General features: G+C 74.2%; 16 protein-coding genes. 7 read left to right on the top strand and 9 right to left on the bottom strand.

The window, feature by feature from the left end; translation table 11 throughout:
* Window positions 1-33: 33 nt before the first annotated feature.
* From SM577_RS26425 to SM577_RS26415, 3 genes are all read right to left on the bottom strand, one after another.
* Window positions 34-1,536, bottom strand: coding sequence for a bifunctional cytidylyltransferase/SDR family oxidoreductase (locus tag SM577_RS26425; protein ID WP_302922839.1), 1,503 nt, complete (start codon window positions 1,534-1,536; stop codon window positions 34-36).
* Window positions 1,537-1,669: 133 nt separating this feature from the next.
* The gene (locus tag SM577_RS26420) at window positions 1,670-2,488 is read right to left on the bottom strand and encodes an ABC transporter ATP-binding protein (protein WP_302922840.1); all 819 of its coding nucleotides are present in this window, start codon (window positions 2,486-2,488) and stop codon (window positions 1,670-1,672) included.
* A complete protein-coding gene (locus SM577_RS26415) occupies window positions 2,481-3,377 on the bottom strand; it encodes an ABC transporter permease (RefSeq protein ID WP_302922841.1) in 897 nt (298 codons plus the stop codon). The genes SM577_RS26420 and SM577_RS26415 overlap by 8 nt, the downstream gene beginning before the upstream one ends.
* 179 nt (window positions 3,378-3,556) lie before the next feature.
* On the opposite strand from SM577_RS26415, the gene SM577_RS26410 reads away from it, so the two are divergent.
* The 3 genes from SM577_RS26410 to SM577_RS26400 all read left to right on the top strand — a co-directional run bounded on the left by SM577_RS26410 (window position 3,557) and on the right by SM577_RS26400 (window position 8,413).
* Window positions 3,557-4,195 carry a TetR/AcrR family transcriptional regulator gene (locus SM577_RS26410; RefSeq protein WP_302922842.1) on the top strand — a complete coding sequence of 213 codons (639 nt, stop codon included), beginning with the start codon at window positions 3,557-3,559 and terminating at the stop codon, window positions 4,193-4,195.
* A gap of 151 nt (window positions 4,196-4,346) precedes the next feature.
* Window positions 4,347-6,437: a DUF6077 domain-containing protein gene (locus SM577_RS26405; protein WP_474588226.1), complete on the top strand. Its 2,091-nt coding sequence runs from the start codon at window positions 4,347-4,349 to the stop codon at window positions 6,435-6,437.
* A 215-nt stretch (window positions 6,438-6,652) separates the two neighbouring features.
* Window positions 6,653-8,413 carry a CDP-glycerol glycerophosphotransferase family protein gene (locus tag SM577_RS26400; RefSeq protein WP_302922844.1) on the top strand — a complete coding sequence of 587 codons (1,761 nt, stop codon included), beginning with the start codon at window positions 6,653-6,655 and terminating at the stop codon, window positions 8,411-8,413.
* A gap of 90 nt (window positions 8,414-8,503) precedes the next feature.
* On the opposite strand, the gene SM577_RS26395 is transcribed toward SM577_RS26400, so the two are convergent.
* On the bottom strand, window positions 8,504-8,842 hold the full coding sequence (locus tag SM577_RS26395; RefSeq protein ID WP_302922845.1) for a DUF952 domain-containing protein: 339 nt from the start codon (window positions 8,840-8,842) through the stop codon (window positions 8,504-8,506).
* Between the two features lie 128 nt (window positions 8,843-8,970).
* On the opposite strand from SM577_RS26395, the gene SM577_RS26390 reads away from it, so the two are divergent.
* The 3 genes from SM577_RS26390 (at window position 8,971) to SM577_RS26380 (ending at window position 11,465) form a co-directional block, all read left to right on the top strand.
* Entirely contained in the window at window positions 8,971-9,282 is a 312-nt protein-coding gene (locus SM577_RS26390; protein WP_302922846.1) for a hypothetical protein, read from the top strand.
* A gap of 97 nt (window positions 9,283-9,379) precedes the next feature.
* Complete coding sequence (locus SM577_RS26385; RefSeq protein WP_302922847.1) at window positions 9,380-10,036, top strand: response regulator transcription factor; 657 nt, start codon at window positions 9,380-9,382, stop codon at window positions 10,034-10,036.
* Between the two features lie 10 nt (window positions 10,037-10,046).
* A complete protein-coding gene (locus SM577_RS26380) occupies window positions 10,047-11,465 on the top strand; it encodes a sensor histidine kinase (protein WP_302922848.1) in 1,419 nt (472 codons plus the stop codon).
* 65 nt (window positions 11,466-11,530) lie between these two features.
* Here the strand turns inward: SM577_RS26380 and SM577_RS26375 are convergent, their stop codons facing one another.
* The 4 genes from SM577_RS26375 to SM577_RS26360 all read right to left on the bottom strand — a co-directional run bounded on the left by SM577_RS26375 (window position 11,531) and on the right by SM577_RS26360 (window position 15,793).
* A complete protein-coding gene (locus SM577_RS26375; protein WP_474581831.1) occupies window positions 11,531-12,487 on the bottom strand; it encodes a TAXI family TRAP transporter solute-binding subunit in 957 nt (318 codons plus the stop codon).
* Between the two features lie 76 nt (window positions 12,488-12,563).
* Window positions 12,564-13,226 (bottom strand): hypothetical protein, encoded by a 663-nt coding sequence (locus SM577_RS26370; RefSeq protein ID WP_474581788.1) that lies wholly within the window; start codon window positions 13,224-13,226, stop codon window positions 12,564-12,566.
* Between the two features lie 100 nt (window positions 13,227-13,326).
* A complete protein-coding gene (yaaA, locus tag SM577_RS26365; protein WP_474588225.1) occupies window positions 13,327-14,121 on the bottom strand; it encodes a peroxide stress protein YaaA in 795 nt (264 codons plus the stop codon).
* 58 nt (window positions 14,122-14,179) lie between these two features.
* Window positions 14,180-15,793 carry a hypothetical protein gene (locus SM577_RS26360; RefSeq protein ID WP_474588224.1) on the bottom strand — a complete coding sequence of 538 codons (1,614 nt, stop codon included), beginning with the start codon at window positions 15,791-15,793 and terminating at the stop codon, window positions 14,180-14,182.
* 241 nt (window positions 15,794-16,034) lie between these two features.
* Here SM577_RS26360 and SM577_RS26355 point away from each other — a divergent pair, with 241 nt between their 5' ends.
* Window positions 16,035-17,075, top strand: a complete 1,041-nt coding sequence (locus SM577_RS26355) for an App1 family protein (RefSeq protein ID WP_474581791.1) — start codon at window positions 16,035-16,037, stop codon at window positions 17,073-17,075.
* 40 nt (window positions 17,076-17,115) lie between these two features.
* Here SM577_RS26355 and SM577_RS26350 read toward each other — a convergent pair whose 3' ends face one another.
* Window positions 17,116-17,319 carry a hypothetical protein gene (locus SM577_RS26350; protein ID WP_474588223.1) on the bottom strand — a complete coding sequence of 68 codons (204 nt, stop codon included), beginning with the start codon at window positions 17,317-17,319 and terminating at the stop codon, window positions 17,116-17,118.
* Between the last annotated feature and the right edge of the window lie 181 nt (window positions 17,320-17,500).

The following is a 17,500-nucleotide window of genomic DNA, read 5'->3' as shown; positions in this document are numbered from 1 at the left end:
TCGGCTGCGCCTCCCGCCGTCGCCGGGCCCGGCTCAGCCGCCGACCGCGGCGCCCGCCGCCTGCTCGGCCTGCGCCGGCGTCGGCTGGCTGGGCACCTCGCCCGGCGCCCGGCGGACGTCGATCACCTGGCCGGTGAGGTCGGAGATCAGCACGTCCAGCGACGCCCGGGCCACGGTCTCGGCGGCGAGCAGGGTGTGCTCCGGCTCCTCGCCGAACGCCTTGGTGCGCATCGGGGTGGCGGTCCGCTCCGGGTTGATGCAGTTGACCCGGACGCCGAACTCGGCCCACTCGTCGGACAGCGCCTGGGTGAGGTTGACCAGCGCCGCCTTGGTGGACGAGTAGAGCGCGTACTGGGCCCGGCCCCGGGTGTAGGAGCTGGAGGTGTAGAGCAGCAGCTGGCCCTTGGTCTGCTGGAGGTAGGGCAGCGCCTGCCGGGCGGCGATGACCGGCCCGACGAAGTTGACCTGGAGCACCCGGTCCATGGTCTCCTCGTCCATCTCGACGAGGGCGCCCTTCTCCAGGATGCCGGCGGTGACCACCACGTGGTCGATCCGTCCGGTGGCCTCGAAGGCGGTCTTCAGCGCCGCCTCGACGTCGGCGGCGCGCTCGACGTGGGTGCCGGTGCTGGAGCGGCTGAACGGGAAGACCTGGGCGCCGTAGCGGCGGGCCAGCTCGGTCAGGTCGTGCCCGATGCCGTAGCTGCCGCCGAACACCACGATCGTCCGGCCGGTCAGCTCCTCGGTGTAGCTGCGGTGGTCGGTCAGCCGGGGCGCCTGGGCGGCGGCGAGCTGGAAGAGCTTGTCCGCCAGGTGCACGTCGACCGGGTGGGTGACCTTGATGTTCTCGTCCGAGCCGTCGATCACCTTGATCGGCGTGCCCGGCAGGTAGCGCAGCACCACGCCGCAGTCGTCGGTGGCGGCGAAGTTCGGGTCGCCCTCGGCGCGCCGGTACGCCTCCCGGATGGTGCCGGAGCGGAACGCCTGGGGGGTCTGCCCCCGGCGCAGCGACGACCGTACCGGGATGTCGGTGATGCAGTCGTTCTCGTCGACCTGGATGATCGTGTCGGCCGACGGGATGGCCACGTCGACCGCCGAGTACGTCCAGAGCGCGTTCACGCACTCCCGCACGATCCGGCCGCTGACCAGGGGCCGGACCGCGTCGTGGAAGAGGATATTGCAGTCGTCCGGGCCGACCGCGTCCAGCGCGATCCGGGTGGTGGCGTTGCGCGTGTCACCGCCCTCGATCACCTTGCTGACCTTGCGGAAGCCGGCCTTCTCGACGATCTGCTGGGCCTCGGCGACGTGGCCGGCGGCCATCAGCACGATGATCTCGTCGATCTCCGGGGCCGCCTCGAAGACCGCCAGGGTGTGCTCGATGATCGGCTTGCCGGCGATCTTCAGCAACTGCTTCGGGATGCCGAGGCCCAGCCGGGTCCCGGTGCCACCCGCCAGGACCACCGCCACCGTCCGCGAGGGCCGCCACGGCGCCGGGGTCTGCGGCGCGGCGTCCGGGCCAGTGGTGTGGTCCTGCGTCATTGCCGATCCTCACTCTCAGGGGTACGTGAACAGAAGGTTCCGCCGGCGCGGCGACGGGATGAACCTTAACGCGCCGGCCGCGCCGCCCCAACGCGACGACGCGGCCCGCGCGTAGGCGGGTCGATGGCTCGGCCTACTTGCCGTTGGCGAACGCCTCGTAGGCCCGGACCACCTCGTCGGTCGGGCCGTCCATCCGCAGGACGCCCGATTCCAGCCAGATTGTCCGTTCGCACGTGTCGCGGACGGAGGAGAGCTGGTGGCTGACCAGGAACACCGTGCCGGCGCTCTCCCGCAGCTCCCGCACCCGCTGCTCGCTGCGCTTGCGGAAGCCCTTGTCGCCGGTGGCCAGCGCCTCGTCGATGAGCAGCACGTCGTGCTTCTTCGCCGCGGCGATGGAGAAGCGCAGCCGGGCGGCCATGCCGGAGGAGTAGGTGCGCATCGGCAGCGAGGCGAAGTCGCCGCGCTGGTTGATCCCGGAGAACTCGATGATCTCCGGGGTCTGTCGCTGCACCTCGGCCGGGTGCATCCCCATCGCCAGGCAGCCCAGCACGACGTTGCGCTCGCCGGCGAGGTCGTTGAAGAGGGCGGCGTTCACGCCCAGCAGCGACGGCTGGCCCTGGGTGTAGATCGCGCCGCGGTTCACCGGCAGCAGGCCGGCGATCGCCCGCAGGATCGTCGACTTGCCCGAGCCGTTGCTGCCGATCAGCCCGATCGCCTCGCCCCGGTACGCGGTGAAGCTGACCCCCTTGACCGCGTGCACCTCGCGGATGTTCGGCGCGGAGGTGCGGGTCACGATCCGCTTCAGCGCGCCCACCGGCCCGCCGCCGCCACCGGCGCCCTTGTGCACCCGGTAGATCACGTGCGCGTCGTCGACCACCACCGTCGGGATCCGCTCCCGGATCCGGGGCAGGGTGACCGTCACGTCGTTGGACGTCTCGAAGTGCTCAACCACGGCCGTACTCCTGTTCGCCGCGCCAGAAGTAGAGGAAACCCCCGGCGCCCATCACGATCGCCCAGCCCACCGCCACCAGCCAGAGCTGCGACAGGGAGGAGTTGAGCAGCGGGGCGTCCTCCAGCAGGGCGACCCGGCCCAGCTCGATGTAGACCAGCATCGGGTTCAGCTCCACCAGCCGGGTGGCCCAGCCGGGCAGGTTCTCCTCGAAGAGCGTGACGCTGTAGAGCACCCCGGAGCCGTACATCCAGGCGCGCAGCAGGAACGGCATGACCTGCTTCAGGTCGGCCACCTTCGCGCCGAGGCGGGCCACCGCCATGGTGAGCCCGGCGTTGAAGATCGTCTGGAGCAGGATCGCCGGCACCAGCACCAGCCAGGCCAGCGTGATCGGCTCGCCGGTGACCAGCACGATCGCGATCAGCACCACCATCGCCCCGAGCAGCTGCTGGAACTGGGTCACGGTGACCGCGAGCGGCAGGCAGGCCCGCGGGAAGTGCAGCGCCCGGATCAGGCCCAGGTTGCCGGTGATCGACTGGGTGCCGTTCTGCACCGCCGTCTGGGTGAAGTTGAAGATGAACAGGCCGGTGCAGAGGTACGCGATGAAGTTCGGGATCTCCCGCTGCTCCAGCACCAGGCCGAAGATCAGGTAGTAGACCGCCGCGTTGGTCAGCGGGGTGAGCACCTGCCACAGCTGCCCCAGCTTGGCATTGCTGAACGACGCGACCAGCTTGGCGTTCGCGTACGCGGAGATGAAGTGCCGGTAGTGCCAGAGCCGCCGGCTGTACTCGGCCAGCGAGGGGCGTTCGCCGGCGACCCGCAGCCCGTACCGGGCGGCGAGCTGCGCCTGGGTGAGGCCGGCGTCGGGGTCGGCCAGCGCCGTGTCGGCCATGGGATGGGCGCTCCGATCTTTCGGGTCAACGGGGATGCGCGCGACGATGGAATCTAGCGTGGCCAGTGCGTGGAGCGCCGCCCCCGTCGCTGCGTGGACCGTAGTTCAAAACACGTCGGGACGCAACCGTACCGTCGTTGCGCTACATTGTTCCACGTGACAGCCGAGAAGAGTCCCAGGTGACGACCGAGAAGCGGCGCACGCCGGCCGGCGCGGCCGTGCTCCGGGACGACATCACCACGGCCATCCGCCGGGCACTGATGCAGGAGCTCGCGGCGGTCGGCTACGGCCGGCTCTCCATCGAGGCGGTGGCCCGCCGCGCCGGGGTGAGCAAGACCGCGATCTACCGGCGGTGGAGCTCGAAACTGGAACTCGTGCTGGAGATCGTCTCCGCCGCGGCCGGCGGCAAGCTGCCGGCGCTGGACACCGGGACCCTGCGCGGCGACCTCGAACTGCTCTTCCAGGTGGTGGCGCACGCGCTGCGGCACCCACTGGCCTCGCAGATCATTCCCGACCTGCTGGCCGAGGCGGCCCGCAACCCGACCATCGACGAGACCCTGCAGCGGGTGCTGCGCGCCCGGCAGCAGGAGATCGGCGGCCGGCTGATCGGCCGCGCCGTGCAGCGCGGCGAGCTGCCCGCCGACACCGACCCGGAGGCGGCGGTGGACCTCATCGTCGGCCCGCTCTACTGGCGGCTCGCCATCGCCCGCACCCCGCTCACCGCCGGCTACCTCGACACGCTGGTCGAGTCGGTGGCGGTCGGGCTGGGCGCCGACGGGCCGCTGCCCCGGCAACGGGAGGCACCGGTCACCGGCTGACCTGCCGACCCGCCGGTGCCACCCGCGCCGTACACCGGCGCCCGGGCGGTCCGGCTACTCTGCTTGCCAATCGGGTCACCGACGGGCCCCGCCGGCCCCGCCGTCCCGTTTCATCGCCCACACCGTGCCCGTACAACGACAAGGACCCCCCGTGTCGAAAGTCGACCACGTCGCCGTCGCCCCGCCGCGCTCCGGCGCCGCCGCGACCCCGGCCCCGGCGGAACCCGGCCGGCTCCGGTCCCTGATCGCCGCCGCACCCGCCGTCCTCACCGACGCCGGCGTGCTGGCGTTCGCGCTCTGGACGGTGCTCTACCACGCGGCGTTCCTGTTCAGCCTGGCCCCGTCGGTGACCTTCACGATCTGGCTGGTCAGCTGCGTGGTGCTGGCCGGGGCGGCGGTGCTGCGGGCCGCGCGGCGGCACCGGTCGGCGCCCGTGGCCGACCCCGCGGCGCCCGCCGCGCCGACGGCCGCCGAGCCGGACACGGCCGGGTACCCCCGCCGCTGGCTGGTCGTGGTGCTGGCCGCGGCGGCGGTGGCCGCGGTCACCGCCGGCCTGGCCAACACCACGGCCGGCGACGGGATGTCCTGGTGGGTCCCGGCCAGCGCCGGGGCGGTCGCGGCGGTCGGCGGGATGCTGCTGATCCGCCGGATGTGGCTCGGCTCGCCGGCGACCGCGTCGGCCGCGCCGGTCCCGACCGCCGTCCAGTCCGGGTACGCGCTGGTCGTCTCGCTGCTGGTCGCCATCTCCTCGTTCTTCATCGCCCGCAACACCCCGGACGACGTCTACTACGTCGGCAAGTCGGTGTGGGTGGCCGAGCGGGACATCATCCCGCTCAACGACTTCCTGTTCACCGAGAACGTCGCGCCGCCGATGGGTTCCCAGCCGCCGATCGCGTCCATCGAGGTGTTCGCCGGGGCGCTCGGCCGGGTCTTCGGCATCCACGGCGCCTCCGCCACCTGGTACGTGCTGCTGCCGGTGCTCGCGGTGCTCGCCATCCTGGCCCTCTGGCGCCTGGTGCACCGCTGGGCCCCGCGCCGGCCGCTGCTCGCGTTCAGCGTGGCCGTCGCCTTCCTCTACCTGGTGGCCGGCAGCGACGCCGCGCTCGGCACCTTCCACCTGCCCCGGCTCTACGAGGGCAAGGGGATGTTCGTCTCGGCGGTCATCCCGCTGATGTGGCTCTACCTGACCAACTGGTTCGACAACCGCTCGCGCTGGGGCCTGCTGCTCATCGTCGCGCTCTCGGTGACCGCGACCGGGCTCACCACCACCGCCGCCATCATCCTGCCGATGCTGGTCGGCGCGGCGGCGTTCGCCATGCTGCTGGTCGGCCGCTGGAAGGACGCGCTGCTGGCCGGCGCGGCGGCGGTGGCGTACCCGGTGGGCTCGGTGGTGGTCTCCCAGCTGGTCCTCGACATGGCGGCCGCCACCGGCGCGGACGACGCGTTCTTCGACGCCGAGTACACCTACCGGCGGACGCTGATGATCGGCGTGGTCGGGGTGATCTGCGGGCTGGCGCTGTGGTGCGGCCCGCTGCTGGCCCGCCGGCGCACCCCGGCGCTGCTCGCCGCCGGCGGCACCCTGACGCTCAGCGTGCTGCTCGTTCCCGGCGTGCTGGAGCTGCTCAGCGACCTCAGTGGCATCTCGGTGGTGCTCTGGCGGGTGCCCTGGCTGCTGGCGCTGCCCACGCTGGTCGGGTTGCTCTGCACGGTGAACGTCCCCGTGCGGATGCCGGCCCTGCGCCGGGTGGTCGGCGTCGGCGTCGCGGCGGCCATGGTCGCCTCGTTCGCGGTCTTCGCCACCCCGATGTGGTCGAAGGAGAGCTGGGTCACCGTGCACGACCGGCCCACCTGGAAGCTGCCGCAGCAGCGGCAGGGGATCGCCTTCTGGATCAAGGACCTGGACCGGCCGGACGGCCTCGTCCTCGCCCCGTCGGTGATCATGCGGACCTCGCTGATCGTCACCAGCCGGGTCCGGGTGGTCCTGCCCCGCGACTTCTACCTGGTGGAGTACGACCTGAACTCCGACTTCGCCAAGGACCGGCTGCTGCTCGCCAAGTTCGCCGACGGCGCCATCACCCCGTCGGAGGCGGAGGTGGCCGCGGCCATCGACCGGCTCGGCGTCGGCACCATCTGTGTCTACAACGGCAACAGCTACGCCCGCCAGATGGCGCCGCGGCTCGGCTTCGAACAGTTCGCCGAGCGCCCGGCGCCCGGCGCGGTGACCTGCTACCGGCGCGGCTGACCGACCCGCCGGCCGTCCGCGACGACGCCGTGGGAACGGGCCCCGCGGTGCGGCGCGGGCGGCCGGATGCTGGTTTGACCGAAAGGTACCGGATACCCGAGCGACGCCCGGCTGTCCGTTCGCGTTAAGGTCGCAGCACGCGCTGACGGCCCGCCGCGGGGGGAGAGCACGACATGGGCCCGGCCCGTCATCGATCTTCGTAGGGAGCGTACTCGTTGTTCGGCACGTTGACAGGACGGATCGGAGTCGCCGCCCGCGGCGCGCTGCTGGTGCTGTCCTACCTGGTCATGCTCGCTGCGGGCGCCCTCGGCTGGATCGGCTTGTTCGCCGTCGCCGGGCTGGTCGCGGTGCTCGGGGAGTTCGCCCTGATGCGCTGGTCACCCGCCTCCGACGTGCTGCTGGAGAAGGTCGGGCTGAACCGCGGCTACCGGCAGCTGACCCGGGACCTGGCGGCCGTGCTGCTGGTGGCCGCCGAGGTGGCGCTGACCGGGATCGAGCTCAGCCTGCTGCTCGTGCTGCCCGCCGCGGTCTGGGTGGTCGCGGTCTTCTCCGGCGCGCTGGTCACCATGATCGAGCGGCGCAACCCGCAGTCGGCGCTGGTGCGCAACATCGAGCTGGGTCCGCTCCGCTCGGCTCCCGAGCCGCCGGCCTGGGCGTCCGCCATCGCCGGTGACCGGATGCCGGTGGTCAACGTGCTGCTCGTTCCCGCCGCGGTGGTCGCCGCGGTGTCCGACGACGTGACCCCGTTCCTGGTCACCGCCGCGGTGGCGGTCGCGGTGACCGGGGTGGTCGGCGCGATCGTCGCGCTGACCTGGCTGCGCGGCCGGGGCAGCGGGCAGAGCCCGCTGCTGCCCGCGGTGCAGCGCTGGCTGGACACCTACCGCCCCGAGGTGGCGCTCTACTTCGCCGGCCCGGCCAAGGACGTCTACCAGGCCAACATGTGGCTGGCCCCGACCGAGGCGCTCCAGCAGCGCGCGGTGGTGCTGCTGCGCAACAAGGAGGCCTTCCTCGACCTCGCCGACACCCGGCTGCCGGTGATCTGCGTACCGGCCGGGGTGGACTTCATGAACCTCGAACTGGGCAGCGTGCGCGCGGCGCTCTACGCCGCCAACGTCGGCGCGAACATCCACATGCTCCGCGAGCCGGGCATGAAGCACGTCTTCGTCGGCCACGGCGACAGCGACAAGGCGGCCAGCGTCAACCCGTACAGCAAGGTGTACGACGAGGTCTGGGTCGCCGGGCTCGCCGGCCGGGAGCGGTACGCCCGGGCCGGGGTGGGCGTGCTGGACTCCGACATCGTCGAGATCGGACGCCCGCAGCTGGCCGGCGTGCACACCTTCGGCGCCGAGGCGGTGGACCGGCCGTTCACCGTCCTCTACGCACCCACCTGGGAGGGCTGGCTCGACGACGACCCCTACCACACCTCGCTGGTGCTGATGGGTGAGCGGATCGTCAAGGGGCTGCTCGCCGTCTCGCCCCGGATCCGGCTGATCTACAAGCCGCACCCGCTGACCGGCTCGCGGGCCAAGGAGGCCAAGGCGGTGCACGACCGGATCGTCGGGCGGATCCGGGCGGCCGGCGGCGACCCCGACGCGACCTCGCTGGACGGCACCCGGCACCTGGTGGTCACCGGCCGCACGCCGGCGCTGTTCGACTGCTTCAACCAGACCGACCTGCTGATCAGCGACGTGTCCAGTGTGGTCTCCGACTTCGTGCAGAGCCAGCGGCCGTACGTGGTGGCCAACCCGGGCGGGCTGCCGGAGGACGAGTTCCGCCGGGAGTACCCGACCGCCCGCGCGGCGTACCTGCTCTCCGCCGACTGCGGCGAGCTGGAGAAGATCGTCTCGCTGACCCGGGCCGGGGACGACCCGTTGACCGAGGCCCGCCGGGAGCTGAAGACTTACCTGCTCGGCCCCGCGGAGGCCAACCCGATGGACCGGTTCCAGGAGGAGATCGCCCGGCTCTGCGGCCGCTGAGCGCGCGCCGCACCGACCCCGCCGCGCCCGGGACGACCGCGTCGTCCCGGGCGCTGTCGTCTCCGGGGTACGCCGGGAGCCGTGGGCCGTTCAGCCGAGCAGGGCGGCCACCGCGTCGGCGGCCGGGGTGTCCGCCGGCAGCGCCTGCGCGGCCACCACCGCGGCCACCGGCAGCGGGCCGTACAGGTGCGGGAAGAGCTGCCCGCCCCGGGAGGGCTCCCACCGCAGCGCGTCGCCCAGCCGGGCCGGGTCGACGGTCAGCAGGGTCAGCCCGGTGGCCCCGGCGAAGTGCCGGCGGGCGGTCTCCACCACCTGGTCGGCGGCCGAGAGGTGGACGAAGCCGTCCTGCCGGTCCACGGCCGTGCCCGCCAGGTGGCCGGCGGCCAGTGCCTCGTCCCACTCCGTGGTCGGCAGCAGCTTGTAGATCACATCGGGAGCCTACGCGTCCGGGCGGGCGGCGGGCGGCTCGTCCCGGCACGGCCGGTTTCGCCGGTACCGGCCCTTCCGTCGCCCCCGGCCCGGCATGCTCAGGTGGAGCGGGTCGGAGAGGGATGGCGATGCAGAGCTACGACGACGACTGGACCGACAGCCAGCGCGCGCTGTACGACGAGTGTTACCAGGCCGGCGGGGAGTGGGCCGACGACCCGGACACCCCGAGCGAGGACGTGCAGCACGTGATCAACCTCGGTGAGGCCGACGACGACACCCTGGCCGACGCCGAGATCGACTTCCCGCCGCTGGTCGACGCGGTCACCCAGGCCACCGGGGAGAACGTGACCAGCGTGCCGGCCAGCCACGACGATCCCGGCTTCCGGGGCTTCGTGGACGGGGTCCGGGACGCCGTCGCCGACGACACGTTCGGCCTCTAGCGCGTCGGATCGCCGCGGTACCACCGGACCGGCCCTCCCGCCCCGGTCCGGCTTCTGCCACCATTCGGGTCGACGGACCGACGAATGGGGGAACCGCTTGCGCATCCTGCTGGTCGAGGACGACCGCCGGGTGGCCGCCGCGCTCTCGTCCGCCCTCACCCGGCGGGGCTACGAGGTCGAGCACGCCGCGACCGTCGCCGCCGCGCTGTCCGCCGCCCCCTGCGACCTGGTCCTGCTGGACCTGACCCTGCCCGACGGCGACGGCACCGACCTGTGCCGGGAGCTGCGCCGGCGCAGCTCGCAGCTCGGCATCATCGCGGTGACCGCCCGGGGCGAGGAGCGGGACCGGGTGCTCGGCCTGCGGCTCGGCGCCGACGACTACGTGGTCAAGCCGTTCTCGATGGTGGAGTTGCAGGCCCGGATCGAGGCGGTGCTGCGCCGGGCGGCGAACAGCGTGCCGGAGCGGAACCTGATCGAGTCCGGGCCGGTCCGGATCGACGTGGCGGCCCGTACGGTGACCGTGGCCGGCCGGGCGGTGGCGCTCACCCGCAAGGAGTTCGACATCCTGCTCTCGCTGGCCCGGCAGCCCGGGGTGGCGGTGCCCCGCGACCGGATCCTGCTCGACGCCTGGGGCACCACCTGGGCCGACCGGCACACGGTGGAGGTGCACGTCGGCTCGCTGCGCGGCAAGCTGGGCGACCCGCGCCTGGTGGAGACGGTGCGCGGGGTCGGCTACCGGCTGCGCGGCGAGTGAAGGGGGACGGGTGCGACGCCGCCTGGTGATCAGCTACCTGCTGCTGATGGTGCTGGTCCTGATGGCGCTGGAGACCCCGCTGGCAGCCACCCTGGCCACCCGGGAGACCGACCGGGTCCGCGCCGACCGGCTCGCCGACGCGACCCGGTTCGCCTCGCTGGCCGGCCCGGCGCTGCGCGGCGGCACGCCCGGCCCGATCGACAACGAGCTGCGCAGCTACGACGAGCTGTACGGGATCGGCGCGGCGGTGGTCGACCGGGACCGCCGCACAGTGGTCGCCTCGGCGAGCTGGGAGGGCGCCCCGGGCACCGGCGCGGCGCTGGACACCGCCCTCTCCGGCCAGCAGGCCAGCGGGCCGGAGTCGGTCTGGCCGTGGGTGGACGGGCCGATCGTGGTGGCGGTGCCGATCAACGACGGCGGTGAGGTGCTCGGCGCGGTGGTGATCGCCACCCCGGCCGACGCGGTCCGCCGTACCGTCACCGCCTGGTGGCTGCTGCTGGCCGGCACCGGCCTGCTCGCCGTGCTGGCCTGCGTGCTGACCGCGTTCGGGCTGGCCGGCTGGGTGCTGCGCCCGGTCACCGAGCTGGACGCGGTCACCCACGAGATCGCCGAGGGGGACCGCGGCGCGCGGGTGCAGCACCGGCTGGGCCCGCCCGAGCTGCGCCGGCTGGCGACCAGCTTCAACCACATGGCGGACGTGGTGTCGGACGTGATGGACCGGCAACGCGCCTTCGTCGCGCACGCCAGCCACCAGCTGCGCAACCCGCTCACCGCGCTGCGGCTGCGGGTGGAGGAGCTGGGGCCGAGCCTGACCGACCCGCAGGGGTGCGCGGAGCACCGGCTCGCCCTGGAGGAGACCGACCGGCTGGCCCTGGTGCTGGACGCGCTGCTCACCCTGGCCCGCGCCGAGCGGCGGGAGAACCAGCGGGTGACCGTGGACGCGGCGGCGGTGGCGGCCGCCCGGATGGCCGCCTGGGAGCCGCTGGCCCGGCACCGGTCGGTCACCCTCCGGCTGGTGGCCCCCGACACGCCCGCGTACGCGCGGACCGTGCCGACCGCCATCGACCAGGCCCTGGACGCGCTGATCGACAACGCGGTGAAGTTCAGCGGTGCCGGCGGCGAGGTGACGGTGACCGTCCGGCGCCAGGACGGCGGGATCGCGCTCGAGGTGCGCGACACCGGCCCCGGCATGACCGCCAGCCAGCTCGGTCAGGCGACCGAACGCTTCTGGCGGGCGCCGGAGGTGCAGAACGTCGACGGCGCCGGGCTGGGCCTGACCATCGTCGCGGTGCTGGTCGACGCCTCGGACGGGCGGCTCACCATGCGTCGCGGCCAGCCCCGCGGCCTGATTGCCGGACTCTGGTTCCCCGCCCCCACCGACGAACCCGCCACCCCCACCCCACTGGCCGTCGAGGGTCGGGCCTCGTGATCGTCTGATCGCCGGGGGCCGCACCGGCCGGGCCGGCCCGGCGGCAGCGGGTCAACCCGGCCCGGTCACGGTTTGGTGGCGCGGTACCAGCCGGCGGCGCCGGGGTGCAGGGGGAGCGGGGCGGTGGCGATCGCCGCGCGGGGGCTCATCCGCCCGGCCGCCGGATGCGCGGCGGCGAGTTCCTCCCGGCGCTCCATCAGCAGCCGGGTCACCTCCCGCACCAGCGACTCGGGCAGGTCGGCCCGGACCACCAGGAAGTTCGGGTTGGCCACGGTGGTGACCGGGTCGACGCCGTACACGGAGCGGGGGATGTCCCGCGAGACGTACACCTCCGGGTTGCCGCGCCGCAGCGGCTCGGTCCAGTCGCCGAGGTCGACGATCCGGATGGCGGTGGCGCCGGACAGCTCCTCGACGCCCCGCACCGGCAGCCCGCCGGAGAAGAAGAACGCGTCGATCCGCCCGGCGCGCAGCGCGGCGACCGAGTCGTCCAGGCCCAGCCGCTCCCGGTGCACCGCGTCGTCGCCCAGCCGCGCCACCTCCAGCAGCCGGCTCGCGGTGATCTCGGTGCCGGACCCGGCCGCGCCCACCGACACCCGCCGGCCGCGCAGGTCGGCCAGCGTGCGCACCGGGCCGCCGGCGGTGGTGACCAGGTGCAGCAGGTCGTCGTAGACCCGGGCCACCGCCAGCACCGACGGGTGCGCGGCGGGTGCGGCCGGCAGCACGTCGGCCTGGGTGAAGCCGAGTTCGGCCTCGCCGGTGCCGACCAGCCGGACGTTCTCCGCGGAGGCGGCGGTGACCACCACGCTGGCCCGCACGCCGGGCAGTTCCCGGTTGAGGATGGCGGCCAGCGACTGCCCGAAGGCGTGGTAGACAGCGGTCGGGCTGCCGGTGGCGATCCGGATCGGCACCGGCGTGGCGGGGGCGTCCCGGCAGCCGGCGAGGCCGGTCAGCGCCGCGACCAGCAGCAGCGCCAGCAGCGCCCGCGGTCGGCCGGGGCGCGGGCGGGCGCGGCGGGACCGGATTCGACTCACGGGCTGCACTCTGCGCCCTGCGGCCGACGGCACGCAAGCCCGGACTGCGCCCGGAGCGCCGGTGGGGTCAGCTGGCCCGGTCGGCCGGGCCGAGGGCGGTGCTGTGCAGGATGCGCTCGCGGTCGGGGCCGTCGGCGACGCTGACCAGGAAGCAGCCGGTGCCGGGGCGGAGCAGCGCCGGGACCTCCAGCAGGGCGGCGCCGCGGATCAGCACGGCGGCGAGTTCCCGGTCGGTCAGCCGCACGCCGAGGATGTGCCGGCGGACGTGCCGCCCACCGGCCAGCAGGGCGGCCCGCCAGGCCGCCGCGGCCAGCCGCGGCCGCCACACCCGGCGCGGCATCGAGGCGCCGGGGAACGGCCCGCCGAGCAGCTCCCGCCGGCCCTGCCGCCAGCCGGCCTCTAGCAGCCGGGCGTACGCCGGCCGGTGTTCCCGGGGCACCGAGAGCCGGTGCAGTTCGTAGCGGCGGCGCAGCCCGCCGACGGCCAACTCGTGCTCCACCGGAACGTCCAGCCGGGTGAGCAGTTGCCGCATCCGCTGGGCCGCCTCCTCCCGGTTGAACTCCACCGTGCCGTTGCGGTGCGGCGGGGGCGGCTGCCGGTGCCCGGCGCCGGCCGGTGGGGGCATGCAGCGCAGCAGGCAGGCGGCCTCGAACGCGTCGGCCAGGGTCAGCCAGTCCAGCGGCGGCGGCGTCGCCGGCGGCCGGGGGCGGTCGAGCAGGATCGGTTCCAACGGGGCGCTCCTCGTGGGGCGTCGGGTCCCCTTACCGTTACCCGTGCGCCGCCCCGGCGGTACCGATCCGGTCCAGCCTTGAGGAAATCTTGCGGCTGCCCTACAGCTCGGTGACCACCACGTCGACCACCCGTGGCCGTCCGGGGGCCGTGGGCTGCTCCAGCACCGGGTACTTCAGGTCGCGCAGCGCCGTCACCAGCCCGTCGGCGGTACGCGGCCGGGCGCCCGCGAGCAGCAGGTCACGGACCAGCCGGCCCTTGGTCGCCTTGTTGAAGTGGCTCACCACGGACCGGACGGGCACCCCGTCGACCTCCCGCTCGTGCAGCACCCGGACGGTCACCGTGTGCTCGGCCAGCGCGCCGCGCGGCGCCCAGGTCGCCGCGTACGCGCCGGAGCGCAGGTCGAGCACCGGCCCGTCGCCGGCCGCCTCCGCCAGGACCGGCGCCAGCGCCCGCCGCCACCGGGCGGCCAGCGCGCCGACGCCGGGCAGCCTCACCCCGATCGGGCAGCGGTAGGGCGGGATCCGGTCGGTGAGCCGGACCGCGCCCCACAGCCCCGAGCTGACCAGCACCGACCGGCGCGCCGCGCGCAGCGCCGCCGGGGGCAGCGACGCCAGGTCGAGCGCCTCGTAGAGCACCCCGGTGTAGATCCGGCCGGCGGGCGCGGTGGCGGCCTCCCGCAGCCGGGCGTTGCGCCGCAGCTCGCCGGCCTGCCCGGGGCTGAGCCCGAGCGCGGCCCGGGCCGCCTCCGGGTCGCCGGTGGCGAGGGCGACGAGGGCCGCCAGCACCTCCTCCCGGGCCGGGGTCAGCTCCGGCAGCGAGAGCCGGGTCAGGTCCAGCCGGCGGCCGGCGCCAACGTCGGCCTTCCCCTCCGAGGGCGGCAGCAGGACGAGCATCGGTGACTCCTCGATCTCCCCGGCGGTCGGGCCGGCCCGGCCAGCGTACGGGGCGGGGCTACCGCCACGGCCGCACCGGCTCCGCCGGGTGGTACACGCGATACCCGCCGACGTCGGCGACCGGCGCGGCGTCGGCCCCGTCGCCGAGCAGCCGGCGCAGCCGCCGCTCCAGCGTCGAGCCGGCCTCGACCACGTAACCCGGCCGGTCGGCCCGCCCCACCCGGTCCCAGTACGCCGGCACCCGGTTCTGCCCCGGGGTGAGGTAGTCGTCGAGCACCGCGCAGACCACTTCCTCCGCGGTGTTGAAGACCAGCCGGTTGCAGGTCCAGTAGTCCCCGTACACCTCGCGCAGGCCGCTGCCGCGCACCGCGGCGGCCAGCTCGCGGGCCTGCCGCTCCTCGGTCCGGGAGGCCGCCGTGCCGGCGGCGGCGAAGAGCACGGTGACCACGAGCGTGGTGGCGGCCAGCGCGGCCAGCACGGCGGTGGCGAGCGCACCGGTCAGCCGGCCGGCCACCCCGACCGTGCCCCGCCAGCAGGCCACCGCCGCCAGCCAGAGCGGCCAGAGCACCGCCGGCAGCGACAGCTGGAGCACCGACAGGTAACGCGCGTTGCCCAGCGGGTCGGTGGCGGCCTGCGGGCTGCGCAGGTACGACGCCAGGGTGGCGGCGGCGCCGACGACCAGCGCGAGGTGCACCACCGGGCCGACCCGCCGGCCCGGCGGGCCACCACGGCGGTACGCGACCACCGCCACCGCCGCGGCGACCAGCAGCAGCACCGGGTAGAGCAGGCCGAACCACTCCTGCCAGCGGGCGCAGCCGTCGACCGGGCAGAGCCCGCCGGCCAGCGGCACCCCCTCCAGCAGCCCGCCGCGCAGCCGCTCGGGCCACGCCGGGACGGCCCCGGTGCCGGCGCTGATCTCGCGGAACACCGACACCGAGTCCTCCCCGGGCGGGGCGACGAGGTTGTCCCGGATCATCGGCGCCACGCCGAGCCCGAAGCCGACCAGCAACAGCGCGCCGGCCCCGCCGATCAGCTCGCGCCGCAGCACCCAGAGCAGGGCCAGCCCGGCGACCGCCAGGTACGGCGCGATCAGCCAGTCCGACCACACGGCCACCCCGGCGAGCAGGCCGAACAGCCCGACGGCCAGCCGCCGGTGGCGCAGGGTGCGCTGCGCCAGCCCCACCACGATCAGCAGCATCAGCAGCACCGCCACCTTCACCTCGGGCCGGCCGCCGACCACGGTGATCTGGTCCCGGATCACCCGTTCCGAGCCGAGTGCCAGCAGGCCGACGACGAGGGTGGCGAACCACGGCGAGCCGATCCGGCGGGTCAGCCGGTGGATCAGCCAGAGGAAGAGCGCGTAGAGCACCAGTAGCGGAAGCCGCAGCACCGGCCAGCTCGGGCCGGCCAGCGCCACCAGCGGCGCGGCCAGGTACGACTCCAGCATCCCCATGTAGCGCTGGCCGTAGAGGAAGACGGGCAACTCGCGGCCCTCGGCGATGTGCAGCGCGGCCAGCCCGAAGGTCGCCTCGTCGCTGTTGGAGACGGGCACCGTCTGGAGTGTCAGGACCAGCCGGTAGCCCACCCCGACCAGGCCGAACAGCAGCGCGACGAGCGCCGGCCGGTCGAGCTGCGGGCGCCAACGCCCCCGGTTGCGTACTGGTTGCGACACGACCAACGCCCCCGTCGTCGTCCCGACCGGAGTGTTTCACGTACGGCCGGACGGGCGGGGCGGATCGGCGGAGTCGGCGCGGTCTGCGGTTGATCCACACGATGTACGCGATATCACGGTATCCGTGGCGCTGGAATACCCCCATGTACGGCAACCGGAGTGGATCATGCGTGGCCGGCGGGGCCGTCCCGCGCGGTCGTCTCGCGTGGCCGGCGTGGCCGGGCTGTGGCAGGGTTGCACCGTGCCACCCACTCCCGCCGGCCAGCTGGCCGTACCGCACCTGCACCGGGCCGCGCGGATCGAGGACGCCGTCCACCAGCTGGTCGAGCGCCGGCTGCGGCGCACCGGCTGGCGGACCAACATCATCGCGTACACCGGCTACGGCGCGCCCGGTTGGGTGCGGGTGATGTGCCGGGTGCTGCTGGGCCGGCCGGACACCCGCCAGCGGGCCCGGCTGGAGAAGGTGCGGGGGTGGCGCAGCTTCACCACCCTGCCCGCCAAGCACGTGACGGTGACCATCGAGGCGGGCGGGGTGCGGCACGAGGCGCAGGCCGACCGCAGCGGCTTCATCGACACGGTGGTGGCGGCCGACCTGCCGCCCGGCTGGGGGTCGGTGCGGCTGAGCATGCCGGAGGCCGAGCCGGTGGAGGCGCCGGTCCGCATCCTCGACCCGGAGGTCCGGTTCGGTGTCGTCTCCGACATCGACGACACGGTCATGGTGACCGCGCTGCCCCGCCCGCTGCTCGCCGCGTGGAACACGTTCGTCCTGGACGAGCACGCCCGCACCGCGGTGCCCGGCATGGCGGTGCTCTACGAGCGGCTGGTCACCGCGCATCCGGGAGCGCCGGTCTTCTACCTCTCCACCGGCGCGTGGAACGTCGCGCCGACGCTGACCCGGTTCCTGTCCCGGCACCTCTACCCGGCCGGGCCGCTGCTGCTCACCGACTGGGGTCCGACGGCCGACCGCTGGTTCCGCAGCGGCCGCGAGCACAAGCGGGTCACCCTGGCCCGGCTGGCCAAGGAGTTCCCCGACGTGCGGTGGCTGCTGGTCGGCGACGACGGCCAGCACGACCAGGAGATCTACCGCGAGTTCGTGGTCGCCCACCCGGAGAACGTGGCCGGGGTGGCGATCCGCCGGCTGTCGCCGACCCAGGCGGTGCTGGCCGGCACCCTGCCGGCTCCGGCCGGGCCCTCGTCCCAGGGGCCGGTGGGGCAGAAGTGGCTCTCCGCGCCGGACGGCGCCGGGCTGTGGAAGCTGCTGCGCGAGGCGGGCCTGGTCTGATCCCCGGCCACGCGGGGCGCCGATGCCGGCTGCGCGACGGTCACCGCCGCTGGAAGACCACCGAGGCGACATCCGCCACGAGTTCCAACGCCCAGTCCAGCTGGGGGCAGGTGTGCCGATCCCGGCACTCCAGGCAGCGACCGCCGCGCCACGGGTTGTCGAGCGCCCGGGTCCAGTGCGCGTCGAGGATCCGCTTCGCCGTGAACAACTCCGTCGCCCGTGACGCCGGCTCGTCGATCGGCATGGTCGGCACCTTCCGGATGGGTTGCGAGTAGGCGCGCCCAAGGGAGGCAGGGGCGGTGCGTCGTGTCTCCCTTGGGCGGCTTGGTGACGCGGCCCACCGTTTGCCGAACGAAGGAGCCTCGCCACAGGAGCAGCCTTAGAGACCTTTAGTACCTAGGGCACCGTTGGTCTTGAAGCTGGGT

It is taken from the genome of Micromonospora desertarenae, from assembly GCF_056150265.1.
The sequence above is the reverse complement of the archived record's forward strand: the minus strand, read 5'-3'. Positions and strand labels throughout refer to the sequence as shown.

Bases quoted from the DNA above. Each gene is read 5' to 3' on its own strand.
- SM577_RS26425 (WP_302922839.1), bottom strand. From the start codon at position 1,536: ATGACGCAGGACCACACCACTGGCCCGGACGCCGCGCCGCAGACCCCG.
- SM577_RS26415 (WP_302922841.1), bottom strand. From the start codon at position 3,377: ATGGCCGACACGGCGCTGGCCGACCCCGACGCCGGCCTCACCCAGGCG.
- SM577_RS26390 (WP_302922846.1), top strand. From the start codon at position 8,971: ATGCAGAGCTACGACGACGACTGGACCGACAGCCAGCGCGCGCTGTAC.
- yaaA (WP_474588225.1), bottom strand. From the start codon at position 14,121: ATGCTCGTCCTGCTGCCGCCCTCGGAGGGGAAGGCCGACGTTGGCGCC.
- SM577_RS26350 (WP_474588223.1), bottom strand. From the start codon at position 17,319: ATGCCGATCGACGAGCCGGCGTCACGGGCGACGGAGTTGTTCACGGCG.